This is a genomic window from Sorangium sp. So ce321 (genome assembly GCF_051530195.1).
Lineage (GTDB): Bacteria > Myxococcota_A > Polyangia > Polyangiales > Polyangiaceae > Sorangium.
On the sequence record NZ_CP150329.1, the window covers coordinates 4,875,052 to 4,894,507 of the forward strand.

Below are 19,456 nucleotides of genomic sequence, written 5' to 3' on the forward strand. Positions count from 1 at the left end.
GTGGTATGCTGGACGGCATGTCGGCTCCCGTCCACAAGTCCGGCGATCCAACGGCATCGCCGAGCCCGACCGAGGCGCCCCAGGCTCCCGCACAGGCCGAGTGGGCTGCGATGTCGCCCGCCGGGCGCGAGCAGGCGGTCGGGGCGCTCCTGGGCTCCGAGCCGGAGAAGGCGCTCGATCAGCGTGAGGCCATGACGCACGCGGATCCGCACCTCGATGCCGGCGCCGGCGAGCTGGTGGGCGAGCTCGGCCGGATGATGGAGCCCGCCGAGGCCCGGAGCGATCGCGAGCAGGCGCGCGTCGAGCAGGAGCAAGCCCGGGCGGAGCGGGCGGTGGGGAACCTGTCCGCGGCGATCCTGGTGATCCTGGGCGTGCGCGGCGTGCCGACGAGCGAGGAGGCGAGGCGCCGCATCCTCCGCGAGACCGACCTCGGCGTGCTGGATGAATGGCTCAAGCGGGCAGCGACCGCGGCGGAAGCGGAGGATCTGTTCCGGGAACCTGCGTCCTAGCGCGAGCGGGGGCGCCGTGGGCTGCTCGCCAGGCCAGGGGCGCGCTCAGCGCCGCGGCCCCGCCGGCCTCGCGTCCGGCGCCAGCACCGCGAGCGCCGTGTCGATGAACGCGCGCAGCTTCGCCTGCGTCTGCGCGCGGGCCGGAAAGTAGAGGAAGAGCCCGGGACCGGCCGGCGCGTACGCGTCGAGCGCCGTCGCGAGCGTGCCGCGCGCCAGATCCTCGGCGACGACCGTGTCGGCCGTGTACGCGAGCCCGAGCCCCTCGCGCGCGAGGGACAGCGCCAGCTCGCCGTCGTTCACCGTGATGGCGCCGGGCACGTCGACGGCGATCTCGCGGCCGTCGCGCGCGAACTCCCAGCGGTAGAGCGCGGCGCTCTGGAACCGGTAGCGGATGCACGCGTGCGCGAGCAGGTCCTCGGGCACCTCCGGCCGGCCGTGGGCCGCGAAGTAGGCGGGCGCGCCGACGACGATCCAGCGGAGATCGCCCGTGAGGCGCACGGCGATCATGTCCTTGGCCAGGGCCTCGCCGATGCGCACGCCGGCGTCGAAGCCGGTCTCGGCGAGATCGACGAAGGTGTTGTCGACGGAGATCTCCACCTCCACGCCCGGGTGCGCGCGGCGGAAGCGCGGGAGCACCGGCTCGATCACGAACGGCACCGCCATCCGCGGCACCGTGAGGCGGAGCAGGCCCGCCGGCCGCTCGCGCAGCTCGCCGAGCGCCTCGAGCGCGGCGCCGATCTCGGAGGCTGCGGGCGCGAGGCGCTCGAGGAGCTTCTCGCCGGCCTCGGTGAGGCCGACCCGGCGCGTCGTGCGCGCGAAGAGCGGGAGGCCGACGCGGCGCTCGAGCGCCTGGATCGACTGGCTCACGGCGCCCGCGGTCACGCCGAGCTCCGCGGCGGCGGCGCGGAAGCTCCGCCGCCGCGCCACGGTGAGGAAGACGGTCAGACCCTCGAAGCGGTCCGTCGCGCGGTTCATTGCCCCGACTGTATAGCAGCGCTGAACGGGGCGTTTCGCGCGGCGCGCCTACCGATCGCGGCGCGCGAGGCGCATCTCCCCGGGGCGCCGTGGAGCACGCCCGCTCCGCCGCGCGGGGAGAGAACGATCATGCACCTCAAGCTCTTTGGCTCCACCGGTCTGCGCGTCTCGGAGCTGTGCCTCGGCACGATGACCTTCGGCCAGGCGTGGGATTTCGGCGCGCCGCACGCGGAGGCGTCGAGGATGTTCGAGACCTTCGTCGAGGCCGGGGGGAACTTCTTCGACACCGCCTGCAACTACCAGGGCGGCGCCGCCGAGAAGAGCCTCGGCGAGCTGATCGCGCGCGACCGCGATCGCTACGTCGTCGCCACCAAGTACACGCTGAGCGGCGCGCCCGGCGACCCCAACGGCTGGGGCAACCACCGCAAGAACCTGCGCCGCTCCCTCGAGGGCAGCCTGAAGCGGCTCGGCACCGACTACATCGACATCTACCAGGTGCACATCTGGGATCACACGACGCCCGTCCCCGAGGTGATGAGCGCGCTCGACGACGTGGTCCGCTCCGGCAAGGCGCTCCACGTCGCGATCTCGGACGCGCCCGCGTGGGTCGTCGCGCAGGCGAACACCTGGGCGACGGACCACGGGAAGGCGCCTCTTTCGGCGATCCAGATCGAGTACAGCCTGCTCGAGCGCCACGTCGAGCACGAGCTCTTGCCGATGGCGCAGGCGTTCGGCCTGCCCGTCCTCGCCTGGTCGCCGCTCGCCTTCGGCGTGCTCGCGGGCAAGTTCCACGACGGCACGCAGGGATCGAAGCGCGGCGACTGGGCCCAGGGCTACCTCGGCGCGCGCGCCGACGCTGTCGTGCCCGTGGTCCTCGCGGTCGCCAGGGAGCTCGGCGTCTCGGCCGCGCAGGTCGCGCTCGCGTGGGTGCGGCAGCGCGGGCCGCAGGTCTACCCGATCATCGGCGCGCGCACGAACGAGCAGCTCGCCGACAACCTCGCTTCGCTGAAGCTCGTCCTCTCGGCGGCGCACCTCGCGCGCCTCGACGCGGCGAGCGCCATCGAGCCCTCGTTCCCGGGCAAGATGTGGAGGAACGAGGGGCTCGTGAACGGCATCATGTCCGGCGGCACCGCGGCGGCGCTCACCGGCTGGGAGCATCCGTGATCCGGTGAGTCCTGCGCGCGCGTCGCGCGGCGTGACCCTGCATGACTCTGGCCCATGAGTCCTGCGCGCGCGTCGCGCGGCGTGACCCTGCATGACTCTGGCCCAACCACCCGAGGCGAGGACACGCCCTCATCGCCCGCCGTGAGGCCTGGTCACGGCTCCCGGTCGCAACTCAGGAATACGCTTAGGACGTGTCCTGCTTATCCCGGAGCCCGGTAACGCGCGCGGGAGCGGCGCCTCTCTCCGGCTCGCTCGCCACACGAACCGCTGCACTATGTCGTTGCCTTGCGCATCGCACCGTGCTCTGGAAGATACCGTGTCTTCCCTCGCCCAGCAGATCTCCGCGCTCCCCGCTCCGCTCCTCGCTCGCCTCCGGGCCCGCGGGTTCGACCCTGATCGCGTCGCCCGGTGGGCCGCGTCCATCGGCAAGGACCGGGACGCCCGCAACCGCCTCCCGGGCACGGTCGAGCCGCCCGCGCCCGGCGATGTGGTCGACTTGCCCGCCGAGGGCACGCCCGAGCACGCCCGTTGCCGCGAGGCGGGCCTTGCCGCGCTCCGCCGCGGCGAGGTCGCCCTCTGCGTGCTCGCCGGCGGGATGGCCACGCGGATGGGCGGCGTGGTGAAGGCGCTCGTCGAGGTGCTGCCCGGCCGGACGTTCCTCGACCTGCGCCTCGCCGAGAGCGATCACCTCCGGCGCACGACGGGCGTGCCGGTGCCGCTGTGGCTCATGACCAGCGAGGCGACCAACGGTCCGATCCGCGAGGCGCTCGGACCGCGCCTCGACGAGCAGGGCGATCTCTGCACCACCTTCGAGCAGCACGTCTCCCTGCGTCTGACCCCGGAAGGTGGGCTGTTCGTGGACGAGCACGGCGAGCCGAGCGTCTACGCCACCGGCCACGGCGACCTCCCGGATGCCCTCCGGGAGAGCGGCCTCCTCGGTCGCTTCATCGCCCGCGGCGGCAAGACGGTCTGGATCGCCAACCTCGACAACCTCGGCGCGACGGTGGATCCGGTCATCCTCGGCTGGCACCTCGGGCACGGCGGGCCCCTCACGGTCGAGGTGGTGGACAAGGGCGGCGACAAGGGCGGCGGCCCGATGCGGTGGAACGGCCGCCCGGTGATCGCGGAGGACTTCCGGCTGCCGACCAGCTTCGACCCGAAGGTCGTGCCCGTCTTCAACACCAACACGTTCCTTGCCAGCGCCGAGGCGCTCAGCGCGCTCGCGATGGACTGGGTCTACGTGGAGGTCGAGAAGAAGGTGGGCGACCGCAAGGCGGTCCAGTTCGAGCGCATCCTCAACGAGGTCACCTTCGGCCTCGCGGCCAGGTTCCTGCGCGTCCCGCGCGAGGGCCTCGCGGCCCGGTTCCTCCCCGTCAAGGACGTCGAGGAGCTGGAGCGGCGCCGGCCGGCGATCGAGGCGATCGCCCGGGCGCGCGGCTTCCTCGGCTGAGCCGACGGGGGCGCGGCCCGCCGCGCCCGAGCGGGCCGAGGCCCCCCGACCCTGGCCTGTCGGCGCGTCCTTGCTGTCAGCCGCTCTCGTTTCCGGAGCGCTGTCGGAGCGCCCGGCCATGCCCTTCGCTACCCTCCGAGGAGACGTTGAGCTACAGCGTCGGTCGTACACGAAGGGCTGACATGGCATGACCGATGCTCAGGCGATCTCTCTCGACGCGGCGACCTCTGCCGACGCTCAGCTGCTGTCCAACCTCCTCGAGCTGTACATTCACGACCTCAGCGACGTGTTCGATGTCGAGCTGGGGGCGGACGGGCGCTTCGGCTACCCCAGGCTTCCTCTCTACTGGTCCGAGCGGGAGCGCCGGTTCGCGTTCATCGTGAGGTGCGGCGGGCGTGTCGCCGGGTTCGTCCTCGCGACACGCGGCTCGCCGGCGGTGGAGGACCCGGACGTGCTCGACGTCGCCGAGTTCTTCGTCCTCCGTCGATACCGTCGCTCCGGCGTGGGCCGCCGCGCGGCCTTCCTTCTCTGGAGCGCGCTCCCCGGCAGGTGGACGGTGCGCGTCTCCGAGGGAAATCGAGGCGCCCTTGCGTTCTGGAGCGGCGCCATCGCCGAGCTCACGAACGGCGCTGCGACAGAAGCCAGGCGCCCTGGCCAGCCGAATGCCTGGCGCGTGTTCTCCTTCGAGACCGCGCCTGGTCGCGTCGCCGTCTGATTCAGGGCGAAGACGAGCCCGAGCTCGTGGCCGGCGCGCGCGCCGCTCCACGGGAATTCCTCACGCGCCACGGCTCCGCCACATCTCCTCCACAGCGGGCCTTGATGTCCCAGAGCCTTTCTGCTCTACCTCGTCGTGAACGGCCAGCACGGCTGCGCTCACCTCACCTGAACGGTGCGCCGGGCAGAACAGGCGTGAGCGTCGAGGGGGGCACCCGGCGCCTCGATCCAGAAGGTACCTTCCATGGCGATGCAATACGACAAGATCAGCGACGCTTACTCGAAGGCGGCCAATCAGTTTGTCTTCAAGCGGGTCGTCGAGTGCTACACGATCCTCAAGATCCTCGGCCCGGTCGAGGGGAAGAGCGTCCTCGATGTCGCCTGCGGTGACGGCTACTATTCGCGCCTGCTCCGGCAGCGCGGCGCTGCGAGGGTGGTCGGGGTCGACGTCTCGGAGCAGATGATCAAGACCGCTCGGGAGCGCGACGCGGGGGCGGGGCTCGGCGTCGAGTACAGGGTGCACGACGCCGCCGACATGCCGGTGCTCGGCAGCTTTGATTGGGTCACCGCTGCCTATCTCCTGAACTACGCGTCGAGCAGGGAGCAGATGCTGCGGATGTGTCAGGGCATGTTCGCGAACCTCGCGCCGGGCGGCCGCCTCGTCGCCGTCGTGCCGAACGCCGACTTCGACCCGCCGGGGCCGAGCCCGGTCAAGTACGGCATCGTGATGCGACCGCCCGAGGACCGCAAGGAAGGCGGCGCGACGACGCTCGATCTCCTCGTGGATCCGCCGATCACCATCCGCTTCTTCTACTGGAGCCGCTCCACCCACGAGCAGGCGCTCGCGGAGGCCGGCTTCGGTGACATCCACTGGCACCCTCTCGAGTGCTCGCCGGAGCCCGAGCATGTCGAGTTCTGGCGCGACTACCTCGGCAACCAGCACTCGATCGCGCTCAGCTGTCGCAAGCCGCCGCTCGCCTGATGGCGGCCGCGCGAGCTGCGGCGACGCGCGCGCCGGGCGCCCGCGGGCGGCTCCCGGCCGCGCGGCTCACGGGCGCCGGCCGCCGCGCCTCTCGTCGTCCTCGCCGAGCAGCTCCTCGATCTCGGCTGCGGCCTTGTCGAGCACCTTCACGGTGCGCGCGAGCACGGCCGGCGTGAGGCGCCCGCGGCGCATCGCGTGGCGCAGCATCTTCATGAGCGAGCCGACGCGCTTCATGACGTCGCCGATGTCCTCGGCGAAGCTCTCCCACGAGCTCTCGGCGAAGCGCTCGTAGAAAGCGTCGACGTACTCGCGGTTCGCCTTGAGGTCCTCGCGCCCCGCGTCGGTGATCTCGTAGACCTTGCGGCCCTCGGCCTCGATGACGCGCGCGTGGCCGAGCTCCTCGAGCATCTGCAGCGTCGGATAGATGACGCCGGGGCTCGGCCGGTAGGCATCGCCGCTGCGCTGCTCGATCGCCTGGATGACCTCGTAGCCGTGGCGAGCTCGCTCGGCGAGCGCGTCGAGGACGAGGTAGCGCACGCCGCCGCGATCGGCGCGGAGCGGCGGCGCTCCGAACCAGTCTCCCCACCAGCCGGGCGGCCCGCCGCCGAAGCCGGGCCGACCGCGCCCGAACGGGCCCCTCGGCCCTCGCGGACCCGCGTGATGGTGTTGGCCATGATGATGATGGTGTTCGCATCCCCAGAACATCGCTGAGACCCCTCTCTTACCAGGCGACGGATCGCCACGGCGGCGAGCACTCAGTTGCCGCGCGCGCGTGGGCAGATCTCCCCGGCCTGGCGGACCGCGCACCCTCGTGGCGCCCGATCCGATAGTCTAAAAGATATATCTAAAAGATAGCTCTGGACCGCCGGCGGTCAAGGGGCGGGCAGGGCCGGTCGCGAGGTGACGGGTCGCGGCGCCGACAGCCAGACCGGCGCGCCCCGCCCCCGGGAGGCGGACGGCGCGCGCCTGCGCGCCCGTCGCGCGCCTCATCAGTGGAGCGCGTACCTGCGCCTCAGTGGAGCGCGTACTTGCGCCTCAGTGGAGCGCGTACTTGCGCCTCAGTGGAGCGCGTACTTGCGCCTCACTGGAGCGTGTACTCAAGGCCCCAGATGTCCACGGAGCTCCGCTGGGGATAGTACACGGTGAGCTCGTCCGAGGTCTCGAGCCGGGCGGCGTCGATCAGGGGATCGGAGAAGAACCGGCCCGAGTCGGCGTCGTCGAGGAGCGTCCAGGTCGCGTACCCGTCGCGCGGGGACGCGCCGGCGATGCGCAGATCGGGGAGGATCGCGTAGACGTTCTCGGTGGAGGAGATCGCGAGCTTGCCCCGGAAGTTCTGGACCACCCGCAGCCCGAGGCCGTGGCGCGTCCAGGTCCCGTCGGTGCCTCTCACGTAATGAAAGAACTCGCTGCGCGCGCGGGCGTTCGTGAAGTTCGCGTTGCTGGCCTCGGCGTCGGGCAGGTGCGAGAGCAGCACATGGACGCGGCCGCTCGCGTCGACCGTCATGTGCTCCTGGTTGATGAGGCCTCGATCCTGCCCGATCGACCCCACGGAGAGGCCTGCCGTGTCCCGGGTCACGAAGGAGGCGCCGCTCGTCGCGACCTTGTCACCCGCGTCGTTGTGCCAGGTGCGCCCGTGGTCGTCGCTGTAGACGTAGAGCAGGTCGTGGTTCGTCGTCGCGTCGGGCGTGTCCCGCCAGCACCACGCCGCGTGCAGGCGTGAGCCGCCGCGCGTGTACGCGAGGCCGTGCAGGTAGGCGTTCATGCTCGCGTCGGTGCCCTCGATGTACTCGCCGAGCGAGCTCCAGGCGTGTGTCGCCGTGTCGTACTCCCACAGGTGCTCGTCGCCGCTGCCGCTCTCGCCGATCCGGGCGCTCAGGAGGAGCCTGTCCCCGCCGGGCTCGGTGACGAAGCGCGGGTAGGTGACGAGCCGCACGGTGGCCGAGCCGACCAGCGCGCTCGAGACAGCGCTGAAGCTCGCGGCGGACCAGCTCGCGCCCTCCGGGTCCGTCAGCAGACCCGCGACCGAGCGGCGGTAGTGCAGGTCGCTGCCGTGATGGTCGAAGGCGAGGTGCAGCGTGCCATCGCCCGGCGCGATCCCGAGTGAGATCGTGTTGTGGGCGTCGTCCGCGCTCAGCCGGTAGTCCTTGAAGTCGAACTTCTGCCAGGGCCCGGCCGCCCCGCCGGGGCTCGTCGGCAGCTGCCGGCGCGCGAGCACGACGTTGCGATTCGTGTTCCAGAAGGCCGTGTACTGGTAGCCGCTGAAGGAGACGATCGCGTCCTGCTGGAAGGACTCGCCGTTCAGGTACCCTCCATAGGACACCACGGTGAGCCCCGACTCCGCGAGCTTCCCCTCGGAGCGCTTGACGAGCCCGGGCGCGACGTATTCCGCGCCGCCGCTGCCGGTGCTCGCTTCACCGGTGCTCCCCCCGCCGCCCCCCGCGGCGACTCCGCCCGTCGAGCCGCTGCTCGCGCCGGTGACTCCCGAGGTCGTCGCGCCCGTGCCACCGCTGCTCGCTGTCGCGCCGCCGGTCGCGGCGCCCCCGCCAGCGGTCGAGCCGGCGGAGGTCGAGGCGCTGTCGTCGTCACTGCAGCTCGCCAGCCAGCCGACCGATGCAGCAGCGAGCAGAAGGGAGAAGGGAAGGCGGATGTTCATGCGTCTGCCGGACGATACTGCCGTCCAGCGACGGAGCCAAGCGCCGACGGCGCGGAAGGCTCAGAGTCCGAGCGCCAGCTTCGCGGCAGCGTACGACCCGGCGTGGGGGATCTCCATCGCGTCGAGCACCGGCACCATGTCGGCGCCGCCCGCGGCCTCCGTGAAATAGACGAGGATGCTGTTGCCCGTCCGCTCCACGTTCTGTGTGCAGCTGTTGAAATCGTACTGGTGCTGAGGATGGAAGATTCCGTGCATGAAGCTCTCGGTGAGCAGCCCGGCGTTCTTCACGTGCCAGAAATAGCAGTTGCCGATGTCGTGCGTCCTCGTGAGCTCGGTGCACCCGGTATCGAAGTCGATCCCGGTCAGGCCGAGCGGGCCGAAGTCCTCGACCGGCAGGTATTCCGTCAGGAACGCCAGCGCATCGGCGATGCCCTCGTTGAGGCACGAGTCGTCACCGGAGATGGAGGAGGTGATCTCATCGTACAGCTCGTGCGCGTTCTCGTGCGCGAACCGCGGCATCGCGGCGTTGGGGATGCCGCCCTTGTAAGCGATGAACGGAGGGTTCCCGTAGTTGATCGTGATGGTCCCGTTGCCGTACGAGAAGTTGCCCTCGCCCATGACCCCGCCCAGCTCGGAGGGCACGAAGAACGCATGGAGCTTCTCGGAGGTGATGTCGGTCATCGCTCGCTCGATCGAGACGGCGTCCAGCCCCTGCGCGTGCAGGTCCGCCGCGGCGGTCCCGGTGGCGTAGGAAGGGTGGCGGAAGAACGCGCTGTCCATCACCGCCGAGCTCGTCAGCGTGCTCTCGAACGTGAGGGGCGTCGTCCCGTTCCAGACCGGCGCCACGTCGTAGTAGCTGAGCAGCACGTCGAGGTCCGAGTGCAGGACCAGGCGCGGCGCATACGAGTACGTCACGAAGCTGGAGTTCACCGTGGCGGAGCCGGAAGCGAGGCGCAGCGTGGCGCCCTCGGGCAGCGTCAAGGGCAGGAAAACACCGCTGATCGGCGTGCCATCCACGTTCGGCACGACCGTCGTCTTCCGGACCGGCGTACACAGCGGGTTGCTCGCCGGGCAAACGTAGACGACGACCGGGGCGGCCGTCGCGCAGGGGGCCGCGTCGCAGTACTCGAGCCACGGCGGCAGCGGCGCCGCAGCGACGGGCGGGCTGGCGTCGAACGCGTCCAGCCGGTCGAGGAGGTGCGGCCCGCTGCCGGACGGCACGTTCAGCGTGATGGAGAACGACACGTCGGGCGCTCCGGCGGAGAGGGCCTGCTGGACCGCCGGAGGGACCGTGAACGCGAGCCGGTGGAAGGTGCCCTGCGCGAGGCCGGTCAGCGATCTCGTGCCCAGGCTCTGCGACACGCCCGCGGAGGGCGCCTGCACGGCCAGGGAGATCTCGCCGGCCCACCAGGGGTTCGGCTGCTGGTCCGGCACGCGGACGTCGAGCGAGACAGCGCCCTTGATCGGCTCGTCGATCGCGAGCGGCGCGCGCTGGATCACCGTGTACCCGGCGCCCGCGACCGAGAGGGCGTGCTCGCCCTCGCTCCGCGTGGCGCTCAGCGACAGCGAGCCCGCGCTGGCCGTCCAGCCGCTCAGCGACTCGAACCCGAGCGCCGCGGCCGCTCCGGCGCTGAGCGCCGAGGCGGCCTCCCGGCTGTCGTCCCACGTGGCGACTTCCTCTCCCGAGCAAGCGGACAGGAGGACGCTCCCCCAGACTGCCGCTGATGCCATCAGATGACGCATTCGATTTCTCCTCGATCGAAGTGGCCGGATCGCGAGGCTGACTCCGGCAGCCAGCTCGATAGGCGCCGTCCTGTGGACTGTCAAGCTCACGTGGTCGACGTGATCGAGCGATCGAGCGATCGAGCGAAGCTTGTGAATGTTAATTTCTCCTAAGTAATGTTGCGTCTGCGTGATGGGTGATCGATCGTGAGCGAGCCACGCGCCGGAGGCCGCGCGGGCGTCCACGGCCTGCCTGCGCGCGCGGCGTCTTTATTTTGCTCCCGGCTGGCTGTACGATGCCGCGCGAGTGGACCCCGGGGCGGCGCCCCTCTGCCCCGGAGGTCGCTCGTGCCACGGCTTCTCGCGAGCCGGACACGTCGCCCGAGGAGATCGCAACGATGAAGATGACCTTCCGCTGGTACGGCGAGAACGACCCCGTGAAGCTCGAGTACATCCGCCAGATCCCCGGGATCTACGGCATCGTCTCGGCGATATACGATGTGCCGGTCGGGGAGGTGTGGCCGCTCGAGCGGCTGCAGGCGCTCAGGGCGCGCATCGAGGGCGTCGGCCTCAGGTTCGAGGTGGTGGAGAGCGTGCCGGTGCACGAGGACATCAAGCTCGGCAAGCCGACCCGGGATCGCCTGATCGAGAGCTTCTGCCAGAACATCCGCAACTGCGCGGCGGTTGGCGTGAAGGTGATCTGTTACAACTTCATGCCGGTCTTCGACTGGACCCGCACCGAGATGGCGAGGGAGCTGCCCGACGGCTCGCTGACGCTGGCCTTCGACGCCGACGCCGTGGCGCAGATCGACCCGGAGCAGGGCATCGCGCTGCCCGGCTGGGACACGAGCTACAGGCCGGAGCAGCTCCGCGCCATCCTCGACGAGTACCGGAGCGTCCGTGAAGAGGCGCTCTGGGAGCACCTGGCCTACTTCCTCGAGCGCATCATCCCTGTCGCCGAGGAGGTCGGCGTCCGCATGGGCATGCACCCGGACGACCCGCCCCGGCCGATCTTCGGCCTGCCGCGCATCGTCAAGAACCGCGACGACCTGATGCGCCTCGTGAAGATCGTCGACTCGCCGGCCAACGGCATCACGCTGTGCTCGGGCTCGCTGGGCGCCGACCTGTGCAACAACATCGTGTCGCTCGTCCATGAGTTCGGCGGCATGGGCCGTATTCCGTTCGGCCACCTGCGCAACGTGGCGGTCCAGGAGGACGGCACCTTCTTCGAGTCGGCCCACCTCTCCTGTGACGGCTCGCTCGATATGGCCGCCATCGTGAAGGCGTACCACGACGTCGGCTTCGACGGTTACGTGCGCCCGGACCACGGCCGCATGATCTGGGGCGAGACCGGCAAACCGGGCTATGGCCTCTACGACCGCGCGCTGGGCCTCGTCTACCTCAACGGTCTGTGGGAGGCGACGCGCAAGCTCGCGCCCAGGCCGGCCAGCAAGCCGACCACCCCCGCGTGAGCGGGTGAGCCAGAGCTCCGATCAGCTTGTAACGCACGGGAATGAAGAGATTTGAACCACAGAGGCACAGAGGCACAGAGGCACAACAACCAAAACTCTGTGCCCTCTGTGCCCTCTGTGCCCTCTGTGCCCTCTGTGGTTCATTTTCTCGGGGTTTCAACCTGTTTGGTGTCCTCGGCGAGCGGCCGTCCGCGGTGAGCGCGGACCGCGACTCTGGATCTTTCCTCCGGTGATGCCACCCTCGCGAACGCTCCGGCCTCGAGCCTGGTGATCGAGCGAAGGGCGCGTGGTAGCGTCGCCGCAGGGGTCAGCGATGCTGCGACAGAGATCGAGCGTGTTCGGGGTGACAGCGCTGCTCACCGCGCTGATCGCGTGTGGTGAGGGCTCGGGCGCCGGCGCGGCCGGCGACGGTGGCGCCGGTCAGACCGCAGCGACAGGCGCTGACGCCACGGGCGCTGGCGCCACCGACGCTGGCGCCACGGGCGGTGATCCTCCCGCGAGCGCCGGGGGCGGCGGCGCTGCTGCTGGCGGCGGGCCCGGAGGGGGCGCGGCCGGCGCCGGGGTCGGCTCCGGCGCCGGGGGGAGCGGGGGCGCGGCGCCGGGCGCGCCCGCGGGCTTCATCCTCGGCGCGGACATCTCGTGGGTGCAGGAGCGCGAGGCCAGAGGCAAGGTGTTCCGCGACGTCGACCCGGTGACGGGGCAGCTCGTCGAGAAGGACATCCTCGAGATCCTGAAGGCGCATGGGTTCAACTGGATCCGCCTGCGCCTGTTCAACGACCCCACGGCGATCTACGCCGACCCGGCCGTCGACGACGACCCGTACTCGCGCGAGGGCTTCTGCGGCCTCGCGCGCACGATCGAGATGGCGCAGCGCGTGAAGCGGGCGAACATGGGCTTGCTGCTCGACCTTCACTACAGCGACGTGTGGGCCGACCCCGACGATCAACACAAGCCCGTCGCCTGGACGGAGCTCGAGGGCGAGGCGCTGGCGAGCGCCGTGCGCGAGTTCACGCGCGACACGATCGAGCAGCTGAGCGCCGCCGGGGCGCGCCCGGACATGGTCCAGATCGGCAACGAGATCCCGCAAGGGTTGCTGTGGCCCGACGGCTTCGTCACGGGGCGCGCGTTCGAGGGGCTCGGCTCGCTCCTGAAGGCCGGCATCCAGGGCGTGAAGGACGTCGACGACGCGATCACGATCATGCTCCACCTCGACCGCTGCAACGACAACGCGGCAACGCGCTGGTGGGTCGATGGCGTGGTCGGGCAAGGCGTCGAGTTCGATGTGCTCGGTCAGTCCTGTTACACCGAGTACCAGGGGCCGCCTTCGGAGTGGCGGGAAAACTTCGATGACCTCGTGACGCGCTACCCGGCCCTGAAGTTCGTGGTGGCGGAATATTCGTGGGAGAAGCGCGCCGCCAACGACCTGATGTTCAACATCCCGGACCGGCGCGGGCTCGGCACCTTCATCTGGGAGCCGACCGAGTACCACGAGCGCATCTTCGAGGCCGACGGCGACATCATCGAGGCCATGATCGCCCCCTACGACCAGATGAAGGTCGACTACAAGGATTTCTAGCCGTCCAGTGAGCGGACGAGCTCCGGGGCAGCGCGACCCGCGCGCCACCCCCTCACGCCCGGTTGCGGCGTCACCGATCCTGTGGGCGGTGGTGTGCTGGCAGCTCTCTTGATACGTGACCGTTTCCTCTGCACTTCACTTTTTCACGGGAGCGCGGCGTGCACGCGCGGCAGCATCCGTGAGCGAGGATTGTTCCGGTATCCACGGCACGGTCGGACAATGGGGCTGATAAAAGCTGCCGGACACATACGCGATCAAAAGTGGACATGGCCGTGATCAAAAACGTGTTGCCCGGGAATCTTGGGGGTTCGAACCACTCGAGCGTCCGAGTGCACAGGCTTCCCCGGATTCACTTATTCATCTCTGGGAGAAATCTGCGGCTCGGCCGGTCTGATCATGGAGGATCTTAATGAGCATCGCTCGCTTGCTTGGCTACTTCTCGGCTTCCTTCGCGTGCTGCCTGCTCGCCTGTACCGTCGAGCCTCTCGAGGACGAGCACGGCGACTCTCTGGACTCCGCGCTGAACAGCGCTGACTCCACGATGTCGGCGGAGCTGGTGCTCCAGTCGCAGTGGGGGAGCGGGTACTGCGCGAACGTGACGATCAAGAACACGAGCACCGCCCGGACCACCAGCTGGGGCGTGACGGTCGGGCTCAACGGCTCGACGGTGAGCAACTCGTGGAACGCGCGCCTCGCCTCGTCGGGCGGGCAGTTCACCGCGACCAATGAGTCGTACAACGGCGGGCTGAACGCGGGCGCGTCGACGGCGTTCGGCTTCTGTGCGAACGGCAGCGGCAGGCCGACGCTCGTCTCGGTCAACGGCAGCGGCGGCACGGGTACCGGCGCTTCCTCGAGCAGCTCCAGCTCCAGCACGAGCAGCAGCTCCAGCACGACCAGCAGCTCCAGCTCCAGCAGCTCCAGCTCCTCGTCGAGCAGCGGCGCCGGCGGTGCGGGCGGCTCCGGCGGCGCGGGCGGCGCGGGCGGCTCCGGCGGCGCGGGCGGCGCGGGCGGCTCCGGCGGCTCCGGCGGCTCCGGCGGTGGGGGCGGCGGCACCGGCGCGAAGTTCGTGGGCAACATCACGACCAACGGCGCCGTGCGCGACGGCTTCTCGCGCTACTGGAACCAGATCACGCCGGAGAACGAGGGCAAGTGGGGCTCCGTCGAGAGCTCCCGCGGCTCGAAGAACTGGGCAGCGCTCGACCGGATCTACAACTACGCGAAGTCGAACAACGTCATCTTCAAGCAGCACGTCTTCGTGTGGGGTGCCCAGCAGCCCAGCTGGCTCTCGGGCCTCTCCGGGGCGGACCAGCAGGCGGCCGTCAAGGACTGGATGCGGTCGTTCTGCGCGCGCTACCCCGACACGAAGTACATCGACGTCGTCAACGAGCCGCCGCCCCACACCACGCCTTCCTACAAGAACGGCATCGGCGGCGACGGCGCCAGCGGCTACGACTGGATCGTCAACTCCTTCAAGTGGGCGCGCGAGTACTGCCCGAACGCGGTCCTCATCCTCAACGACTACAACAACATCGAGTACGAGGGCGAGCACCAGAACTTCATGAAGATCGCGCGGGCGGTGATCAACGCGGGCGCCCCTGTCGACGCGCTCGGCGCGCAGGCCCATGACGCCTACAGGATCAACACCACCACCGTGAAGGGGTACGTCGACAAGCTCGCCTCCCTGGGCAAGCCCGTCTACATCACCGAGTACGACATCGGCATCGCCGACGACAACCAGCAGAAGCGGGTGATGGAGGAGCAGTTCACGATGTTCTGGAACCACCCCTCGGTCAAAGGCATCACGCTCTGGGGTTACATCGTCGGCGCCACCTGGAGGGACAACACCGGCCTCCAGCAGTCGAGCGGCGCCATGCGGCCGGCCATGACCTGGCTCATGGACTTCCTCGACCGCGGATAGGCCGCTCCGCCGGCACCGCTCCGCCGCGCCGCCCTTCAGGCTCCTGCCGCCTCGTACGTCGAGCGCCAGAAGTCCACGAAGGCCGGCGGCGCGGTGGGCGAGTCCATCAGGCGCTGGGTCATCAGCACGCCGATCACGCCTGTCTCCAGATCCCAGTAGCAGGAAGTCCCATAGCCGCCGTCCCAGCCGAGGCCGCGCGGTTCGCCCGGCTTCGACCTGGTGACCACGGAGAGCGCATAGCCCCAGCCGCGGCTGTCCCAGAAGCCGGGGCTGAAGGGCGAGATGGCCTTCTGATCCGGGGTGATGTGGTCTGTGGTCATGAGCTCGACCGAGCGTTCGGAGAGGAGCCGTTTCCCCCCGTGCGCGCCCCTGTTCAGCATCATCCTGGCGAACGCGAGGACGTCGTCGGCCGTCGAGACGAGGCCCCCGGAGGCCGACGGGAACCCGGGCGCGCGGCTGAACCGGCTCCCGGGACCGGCAGGATCGAAGATCGCGAGCTGCCCTGTCCCGGGGGCCCGCACGTAACAGGCGGGCAGGCGATGGAGCTCGTCCGCCGGCACGCTGAAGCCGGTGTCCTTCATCCCGAGCGGCTCGAAGAGCCTTTCGCGCAGGAAGGTCTCCAGCGGCTGGCCCGAGGCCCTGGAGAGCAGCGCGCCGAGCACGGTCAGGGCCGTGTCGTACATCCACGCTTCGCCCGGGTGGCGCATCAGCGGCAGCGAGCCAAGGCCCTTGAGCCAGGCATCGGGGCTCGGCGCGTCCGGGAGCTGCGGCCCGACCGACACGCCCTCCTCCCTCATGGCCTGGACGATGGGGTAGTCGCCCGGCGCCATGATCGCGCCGATACCCATGCGCAGGGTGAGGAGGTCGCTGACGAGGATCGGGCGCCGCGCCGGCTCGGTGTCGTCCACGGGGCCATCCAGGGCCTTCAGGACCCTGCGGTTCGCGAGCTCCGGTAGCAGGGAGTCCACCGGCTCATCGAGCCGGAGCGTCCCGTCCTCGACCAGCATCATGGTCGCCGCGCCGGCGATCGGCTTGGTGAGCGAGGCGATCCGGAAGATCGTGTCGCGCTGCACCGGCCCGGCGTCGCCGAAGGCCATCTTGCCGATCGCCTCGGCGTGCGTCGCGCCGCCCCGGCTGACCACCGTGACGACGCCGGGCAGATCGCCCCGCTGCACGTGCGCGGCCATCGCCGCGCGCATCCGCCCCAGCCCCGCCTCGGAGAACCCGCTCTCGCCCATCGCCTGCTCCTCCTCTGCTCCGGGGCGACACGCGCCCCCGATCCCTGTGGCCACCAGCGCAGCGATCCCCGCCAGCGCCCGGCGGCGATCGACGCGCAGCAACGTCGCGCCCGCTCCGTCACCCCGCATACCGCGCCTGGTCACGTACTGATACCGTTCACGAACCAGTTTCGTTTAGCAACCAGTTGCAGGGTAGAACCACTGGTGCGAAAGTGCAACCAGTTTTCGGAGAGCCGCTGGATGAGCGCCACGCACCGATCGGGCTGTCCGATCAATCTCTCGCTCGAGGTGTTCGGGGACCGCTGGAGCCTGATCGTCCTGCGGGACATGATGTTCGGCGGTCGCCGCCACTTCCGTGAGCTGCTCACGCGGTCGGAGGAGGGGATCTCCTCGAACATCCTCGCGGATCGCCTGAAGTCGCTGCAGGAGTCGGGGATGATCACGAAGGCCGACGACCCCACGCACAAGCAGAAGGCGGTCTACAGCCTGACGGAGAGGGCGATCGAGCTGGTCCCGCTCTTCGCGCACCTGGGCGCGTGGGGTCGCCGGCACCTGCCGGCCAGCGAGGAGCTCAGCATCCGCGCGCAGCTCCTGGAGGAGGGCGGCCCGGCGCTGTGGGACCGGTTCATGGCCGAGCTGCGCGAGGCCCACCTCGGCATGCCCGCGAGCCGCGAGGGGCCGACGGTCGCCGAGCAGCTGCAGGCGGCCTACGCGGAGGTCTGCGCGCGCCGGGCGTCGCGGGCGTCGCGGACGTCGCGGGCGGCGCGGGATCGATGACGGCGCGGCGGCGATGACGGCGCGCCCTCCTGAACGGAACGCAGGGCGCCGGGCACAGAGGGGCATGACAACGACGACCCCTGGAACCGCCGCGCCATGCGCGGCGCGGCGCGATGGTTTTGACGATCGCGCGCAGCGTGCGGCGCCGGCCGGCGTCGCGCGCCGCCGCTCGCCGATGGTCTGCGCGGTTGCGCTCGTGGCGGCGTCGAGCGCGTGCACGACGACGACCGGGCCGGCGACGGAGCCTGCGGAGCGCGGAGCCCTGGTCTCTGCCACGCCGGTGGCGGCGATGGATGCCGATCAGGTCTCCGAGTACCTGGAGGCGTTCGGGCTCGACGCGTCGCAGGTGCGCTTCGGCATCGAGGCCCACCAGATCGTGTACCGGACGATCGACACGGAAGGCGCGCCGACCACGGCGAGCGGCCTGGTGGCGCTGCCCGTCAACGACGAGGGCGAGCTGCGCGCTGTCGCCTGGCTGCACGGCACCACGGTGTACCGGCGCGACGTGGCCTCGGTGAGCGCGGAGAGCTCCGATCGGGCGGCGGCGTTCCTCTTCGCGGCCGCCGGCTACGCGACGGCGGCGCCGGACTACCTCGGCCTCGGGCTCGGCCCCGGCTTTCATCCCTACGACGACGCGGCGTCAGAGGTGACAGCGTCCGTGGACGCGCTGCGCGCGACGCGGGCCCTCGTCGAGCGGAGCGCGCGGGGGCTCGACCAGCGCGTGCTGATCAGCGGGTTCTCGCAGGGCGGCAACGCGGCGATGGCCCTCGGCCGCGCGCTGGAGGGAGGCGAAGGCGCCGAGCTGAGCGTCGGCGCCCTCGCGCCGATCAGCGCGCCCTACCACGTGAGCGGCACGCTCGAGACCGCCGTGACGAGCGGGATCGAGCACGTCGCGCCCTACGTGGCCTACTTGACGATCGCGTGGCACCGGGTCCACCACCTCTACGACGCGCCGAGCGACGCGTTCCGCGCCCCCTACGACGAGACCGTGGAGGGGCTCTTCGATGGCCACCACACCGGCGAGCAGATCTTCGATGCGCTGCCCGCGACGCTCGAGGAGCTGTTCACGCCGCAGTTCCTGGAGACCCTGCGACACCCGACGGGCACGCTGCTCGAGGCGCTCCAGGAGGCCGACAGCACGTGCGACTGGCGCCCCGACGTGCCCGTGCACCTCTACGCGTCGACCGGGGATCGCGACGTCCCGATCGCGAACGCGCAGTACTGCAAGGAGCTGCTCGAAGCGCAGGGGGCCGAGACCGAGCTGGTCGACTTCGGCGAGGTGGACCACGGGACGTCCGTCGCCCTGAGCTTGCCGCAGGTGATCGAACAGTTCGCCGCGATCACCGACTGACCGGCCAGTTGGCCCTGGAACATGATTGCCACGTAACACGTGAGGCGACGAGGCGCTGCTCGTAGCGAGTCGTGGGAACTGGACCTCCAGAGCTGGACCCCCGATCGAACGGGAGGGCAGCGCTCGGCGGGTTGTCAGATGGACCGGCGCGGGTACCATGACGTTCATGGAGTCGCACATTTCCGCAGCTGACGCCGCCCAGATGTTCCCCGACGTGATCGAGCGCGTTCGCTCGCAGGGGGAGGTGTTCGTCGTCGAGCGGGAAGGTGAGCCGGTCTGCCGGATCGAGCCGATTGCCCCCGCACGGCGCACGGTGCGGGATCTCGTTCGGTTGCTACAATCCGCGCCGCCTCCGGATGACGCCTACCTCGATGCCGTCGAGGAGATCGCGCAGAACCAGCCGATGCTGCCGGAGACGCCATGGGAGCGCTGATATCGACTCCAGCGTGCTCATCGCGGCCGAGCGAGGAAAGCTCGATCTCGAGCAGGTGCTCCGTGATCACGGGGATGAACCAGTGGCCATCGCGACGATCACCGCGTCGGAGCTCCTACATGGGGTTCACCGAGCGGTCGAGGCTTCTCAACGCGCCCGACGAGAGGCGTTTGTCGAGCGGCTGCTCGCCCACTTGTCCTTGATTCCGTTCGACCTCGTGGTTGCGCGCGTGCACGCCCGCCTCTCCGCTGAGCTCGCGGCGAGGGGATCGCCCGTTGGCGCGCATGATCTGCTGATCGCGACGGCCCTTGCTGTGGGGTATGACGTGGCGACCCGAGACGATCGCAGCTTTCCGAGAATTCCAGGGCTGACGGTGCTTCATTGGTGATCGAGCGTCTGCCCCGACACGGCTGACGCGCCGTACCGGCCGCGGAGCTCCCGAAGCAAACGTCGGACGGACCTATCGCTGCTCGGGCCGCCGACGCCGGGCGAGCGCTCCGTTCATCGTCGTCGAACAGCTCT

General features: G+C 70.2%; 17 protein-coding genes. 12 read left to right on the forward strand and 5 right to left on the reverse strand.

What is annotated here, in order from left to right; translation table 11 throughout:
- Nucleotides 1-17: 17 nt before the first annotated feature.
- The gene (locus WME89_RS18535; RefSeq protein WP_438010444.1) at nucleotides 18-509 is read left to right on the forward strand and encodes a hypothetical protein; all 492 of its coding nucleotides are present in this window, start codon (nucleotides 18-20) and stop codon (nucleotides 507-509) included.
- 45 nt (nucleotides 510-554) lie between these two features.
- On the opposite strand, the gene WME89_RS18540 is transcribed toward WME89_RS18535, so the two are convergent.
- On the reverse strand, nucleotides 555-1,484 hold the full coding sequence (locus tag WME89_RS18540; protein WP_438010445.1) for a LysR substrate-binding domain-containing protein: 930 nt from the start codon (nucleotides 1,482-1,484) through the stop codon (nucleotides 555-557).
- A gap of 129 nt (nucleotides 1,485-1,613) precedes the next feature.
- Between WME89_RS18540 and WME89_RS18545 the strand changes: the two genes are divergently transcribed.
- The 4 genes from WME89_RS18545 to WME89_RS18560 all read left to right on the forward strand — a co-directional run bounded on the left by WME89_RS18545 (nucleotide 1,614) and on the right by WME89_RS18560 (nucleotide 5,794).
- A complete protein-coding gene (locus tag WME89_RS18545; protein WP_438010446.1) occupies nucleotides 1,614-2,648 on the forward strand; it encodes an aldo/keto reductase in 1,035 nt (344 codons plus the stop codon).
- Nucleotides 2,649-2,964: 316 nt separating this feature from the next.
- Nucleotides 2,965-4,098, forward strand: a complete 1,134-nt coding sequence (locus tag WME89_RS18550; protein ID WP_438010447.1) for a UTP--glucose-1-phosphate uridylyltransferase — start codon at nucleotides 2,965-2,967, stop codon at nucleotides 4,096-4,098.
- Between the two features lie 187 nt (nucleotides 4,099-4,285).
- Nucleotides 4,286-4,813 carry a GNAT family N-acetyltransferase gene (locus WME89_RS18555; RefSeq protein WP_438010448.1) on the forward strand — a complete coding sequence of 176 codons (528 nt, stop codon included), beginning with the start codon at nucleotides 4,286-4,288 and terminating at the stop codon, nucleotides 4,811-4,813.
- A gap of 243 nt (nucleotides 4,814-5,056) precedes the next feature.
- Complete coding sequence (locus WME89_RS18560; protein WP_438010449.1) at nucleotides 5,057-5,794, forward strand: class I SAM-dependent methyltransferase; 738 nt, start codon at nucleotides 5,057-5,059, stop codon at nucleotides 5,792-5,794.
- Between the two features lie 66 nt (nucleotides 5,795-5,860).
- Here the strand turns inward: WME89_RS18560 and WME89_RS18565 are convergent, their stop codons facing one another.
- From WME89_RS18565 to WME89_RS18575, 3 genes are all read right to left on the reverse strand, one after another.
- Nucleotides 5,861-6,331 carry a PadR family transcriptional regulator gene (locus WME89_RS18565; protein WP_437665532.1) on the reverse strand — a complete coding sequence of 157 codons (471 nt, stop codon included), beginning with the start codon at nucleotides 6,329-6,331 and terminating at the stop codon, nucleotides 5,861-5,863.
- Nucleotides 6,332-6,875: 544 nt separating this feature from the next.
- The gene (locus WME89_RS18570; RefSeq protein ID WP_438010450.1) at nucleotides 6,876-8,447 is read right to left on the reverse strand and encodes a BNR repeat-containing protein; all 1,572 of its coding nucleotides are present in this window, start codon (nucleotides 8,445-8,447) and stop codon (nucleotides 6,876-6,878) included.
- Between the two features lie 60 nt (nucleotides 8,448-8,507).
- On the reverse strand, nucleotides 8,508-10,178 hold the full coding sequence (locus WME89_RS18575) for a hypothetical protein (RefSeq protein ID WP_438010451.1): 1,671 nt from the start codon (nucleotides 10,176-10,178) through the stop codon (nucleotides 8,508-8,510).
- Nucleotides 10,179-10,567: 389 nt separating this feature from the next.
- Here WME89_RS18575 and uxuA point away from each other — a divergent pair, with 389 nt between their 5' ends.
- The 3 genes from uxuA to WME89_RS18590 all read left to right on the forward strand — a co-directional run bounded on the left by uxuA (nucleotide 10,568) and on the right by WME89_RS18590 (nucleotide 15,135).
- Nucleotides 10,568-11,641: a mannonate dehydratase gene (gene uxuA / locus WME89_RS18580; RefSeq protein WP_438010452.1), complete on the forward strand. Its 1,074-nt coding sequence runs from the start codon at nucleotides 10,568-10,570 to the stop codon at nucleotides 11,639-11,641.
- A 313-nt stretch (nucleotides 11,642-11,954) separates the two neighbouring features.
- Nucleotides 11,955-13,217, forward strand: a complete 1,263-nt coding sequence (locus WME89_RS18585; protein WP_438010453.1) for a glycosyl hydrolase 53 family protein — start codon at nucleotides 11,955-11,957, stop codon at nucleotides 13,215-13,217.
- Nucleotides 13,218-13,626: 409 nt separating this feature from the next.
- Nucleotides 13,627-15,135: an endo-1,4-beta-xylanase gene (locus WME89_RS18590; protein WP_438010454.1), complete on the forward strand. Its 1,509-nt coding sequence runs from the start codon at nucleotides 13,627-13,629 to the stop codon at nucleotides 15,133-15,135.
- Nucleotides 15,136-15,170: 35 nt separating this feature from the next.
- Here WME89_RS18590 and WME89_RS18595 read toward each other — a convergent pair whose 3' ends face one another.
- Nucleotides 15,171-16,502, reverse strand: a complete 1,332-nt coding sequence (locus tag WME89_RS18595) for a serine hydrolase domain-containing protein (RefSeq protein WP_438010455.1) — start codon at nucleotides 16,500-16,502, stop codon at nucleotides 15,171-15,173.
- Between the two features lie 111 nt (nucleotides 16,503-16,613).
- On the opposite strand from WME89_RS18595, the gene WME89_RS18600 reads away from it, so the two are divergent.
- The 4 genes from WME89_RS18600 to WME89_RS18615 all read left to right on the forward strand — a co-directional run bounded on the left by WME89_RS18600 (nucleotide 16,614) and on the right by WME89_RS18615 (nucleotide 19,322).
- Nucleotides 16,614-17,150, forward strand: a complete 537-nt coding sequence (locus WME89_RS18600; RefSeq protein WP_438010456.1) for a winged helix-turn-helix transcriptional regulator — start codon at nucleotides 16,614-16,616, stop codon at nucleotides 17,148-17,150.
- Between the two features lie 175 nt (nucleotides 17,151-17,325).
- On the forward strand, nucleotides 17,326-18,501 hold the full coding sequence (locus tag WME89_RS18605) for a hypothetical protein (RefSeq protein ID WP_438010457.1): 1,176 nt from the start codon (nucleotides 17,326-17,328) through the stop codon (nucleotides 18,499-18,501).
- A 157-nt stretch (nucleotides 18,502-18,658) separates the two neighbouring features.
- Nucleotides 18,659-18,934 carry a hypothetical protein gene (locus tag WME89_RS18610; RefSeq protein ID WP_438010458.1) on the forward strand — a complete coding sequence of 92 codons (276 nt, stop codon included), beginning with the start codon at nucleotides 18,659-18,661 and terminating at the stop codon, nucleotides 18,932-18,934.
- A 13-nt stretch (nucleotides 18,935-18,947) separates the two neighbouring features.
- Nucleotides 18,948-19,322 carry a PIN domain-containing protein gene (locus WME89_RS18615; RefSeq protein WP_438010459.1) on the forward strand — a complete coding sequence of 125 codons (375 nt, stop codon included), beginning with the start codon at nucleotides 18,948-18,950 and terminating at the stop codon, nucleotides 19,320-19,322.
- Nucleotides 19,323-19,456 lie beyond the last annotated feature (134 nt).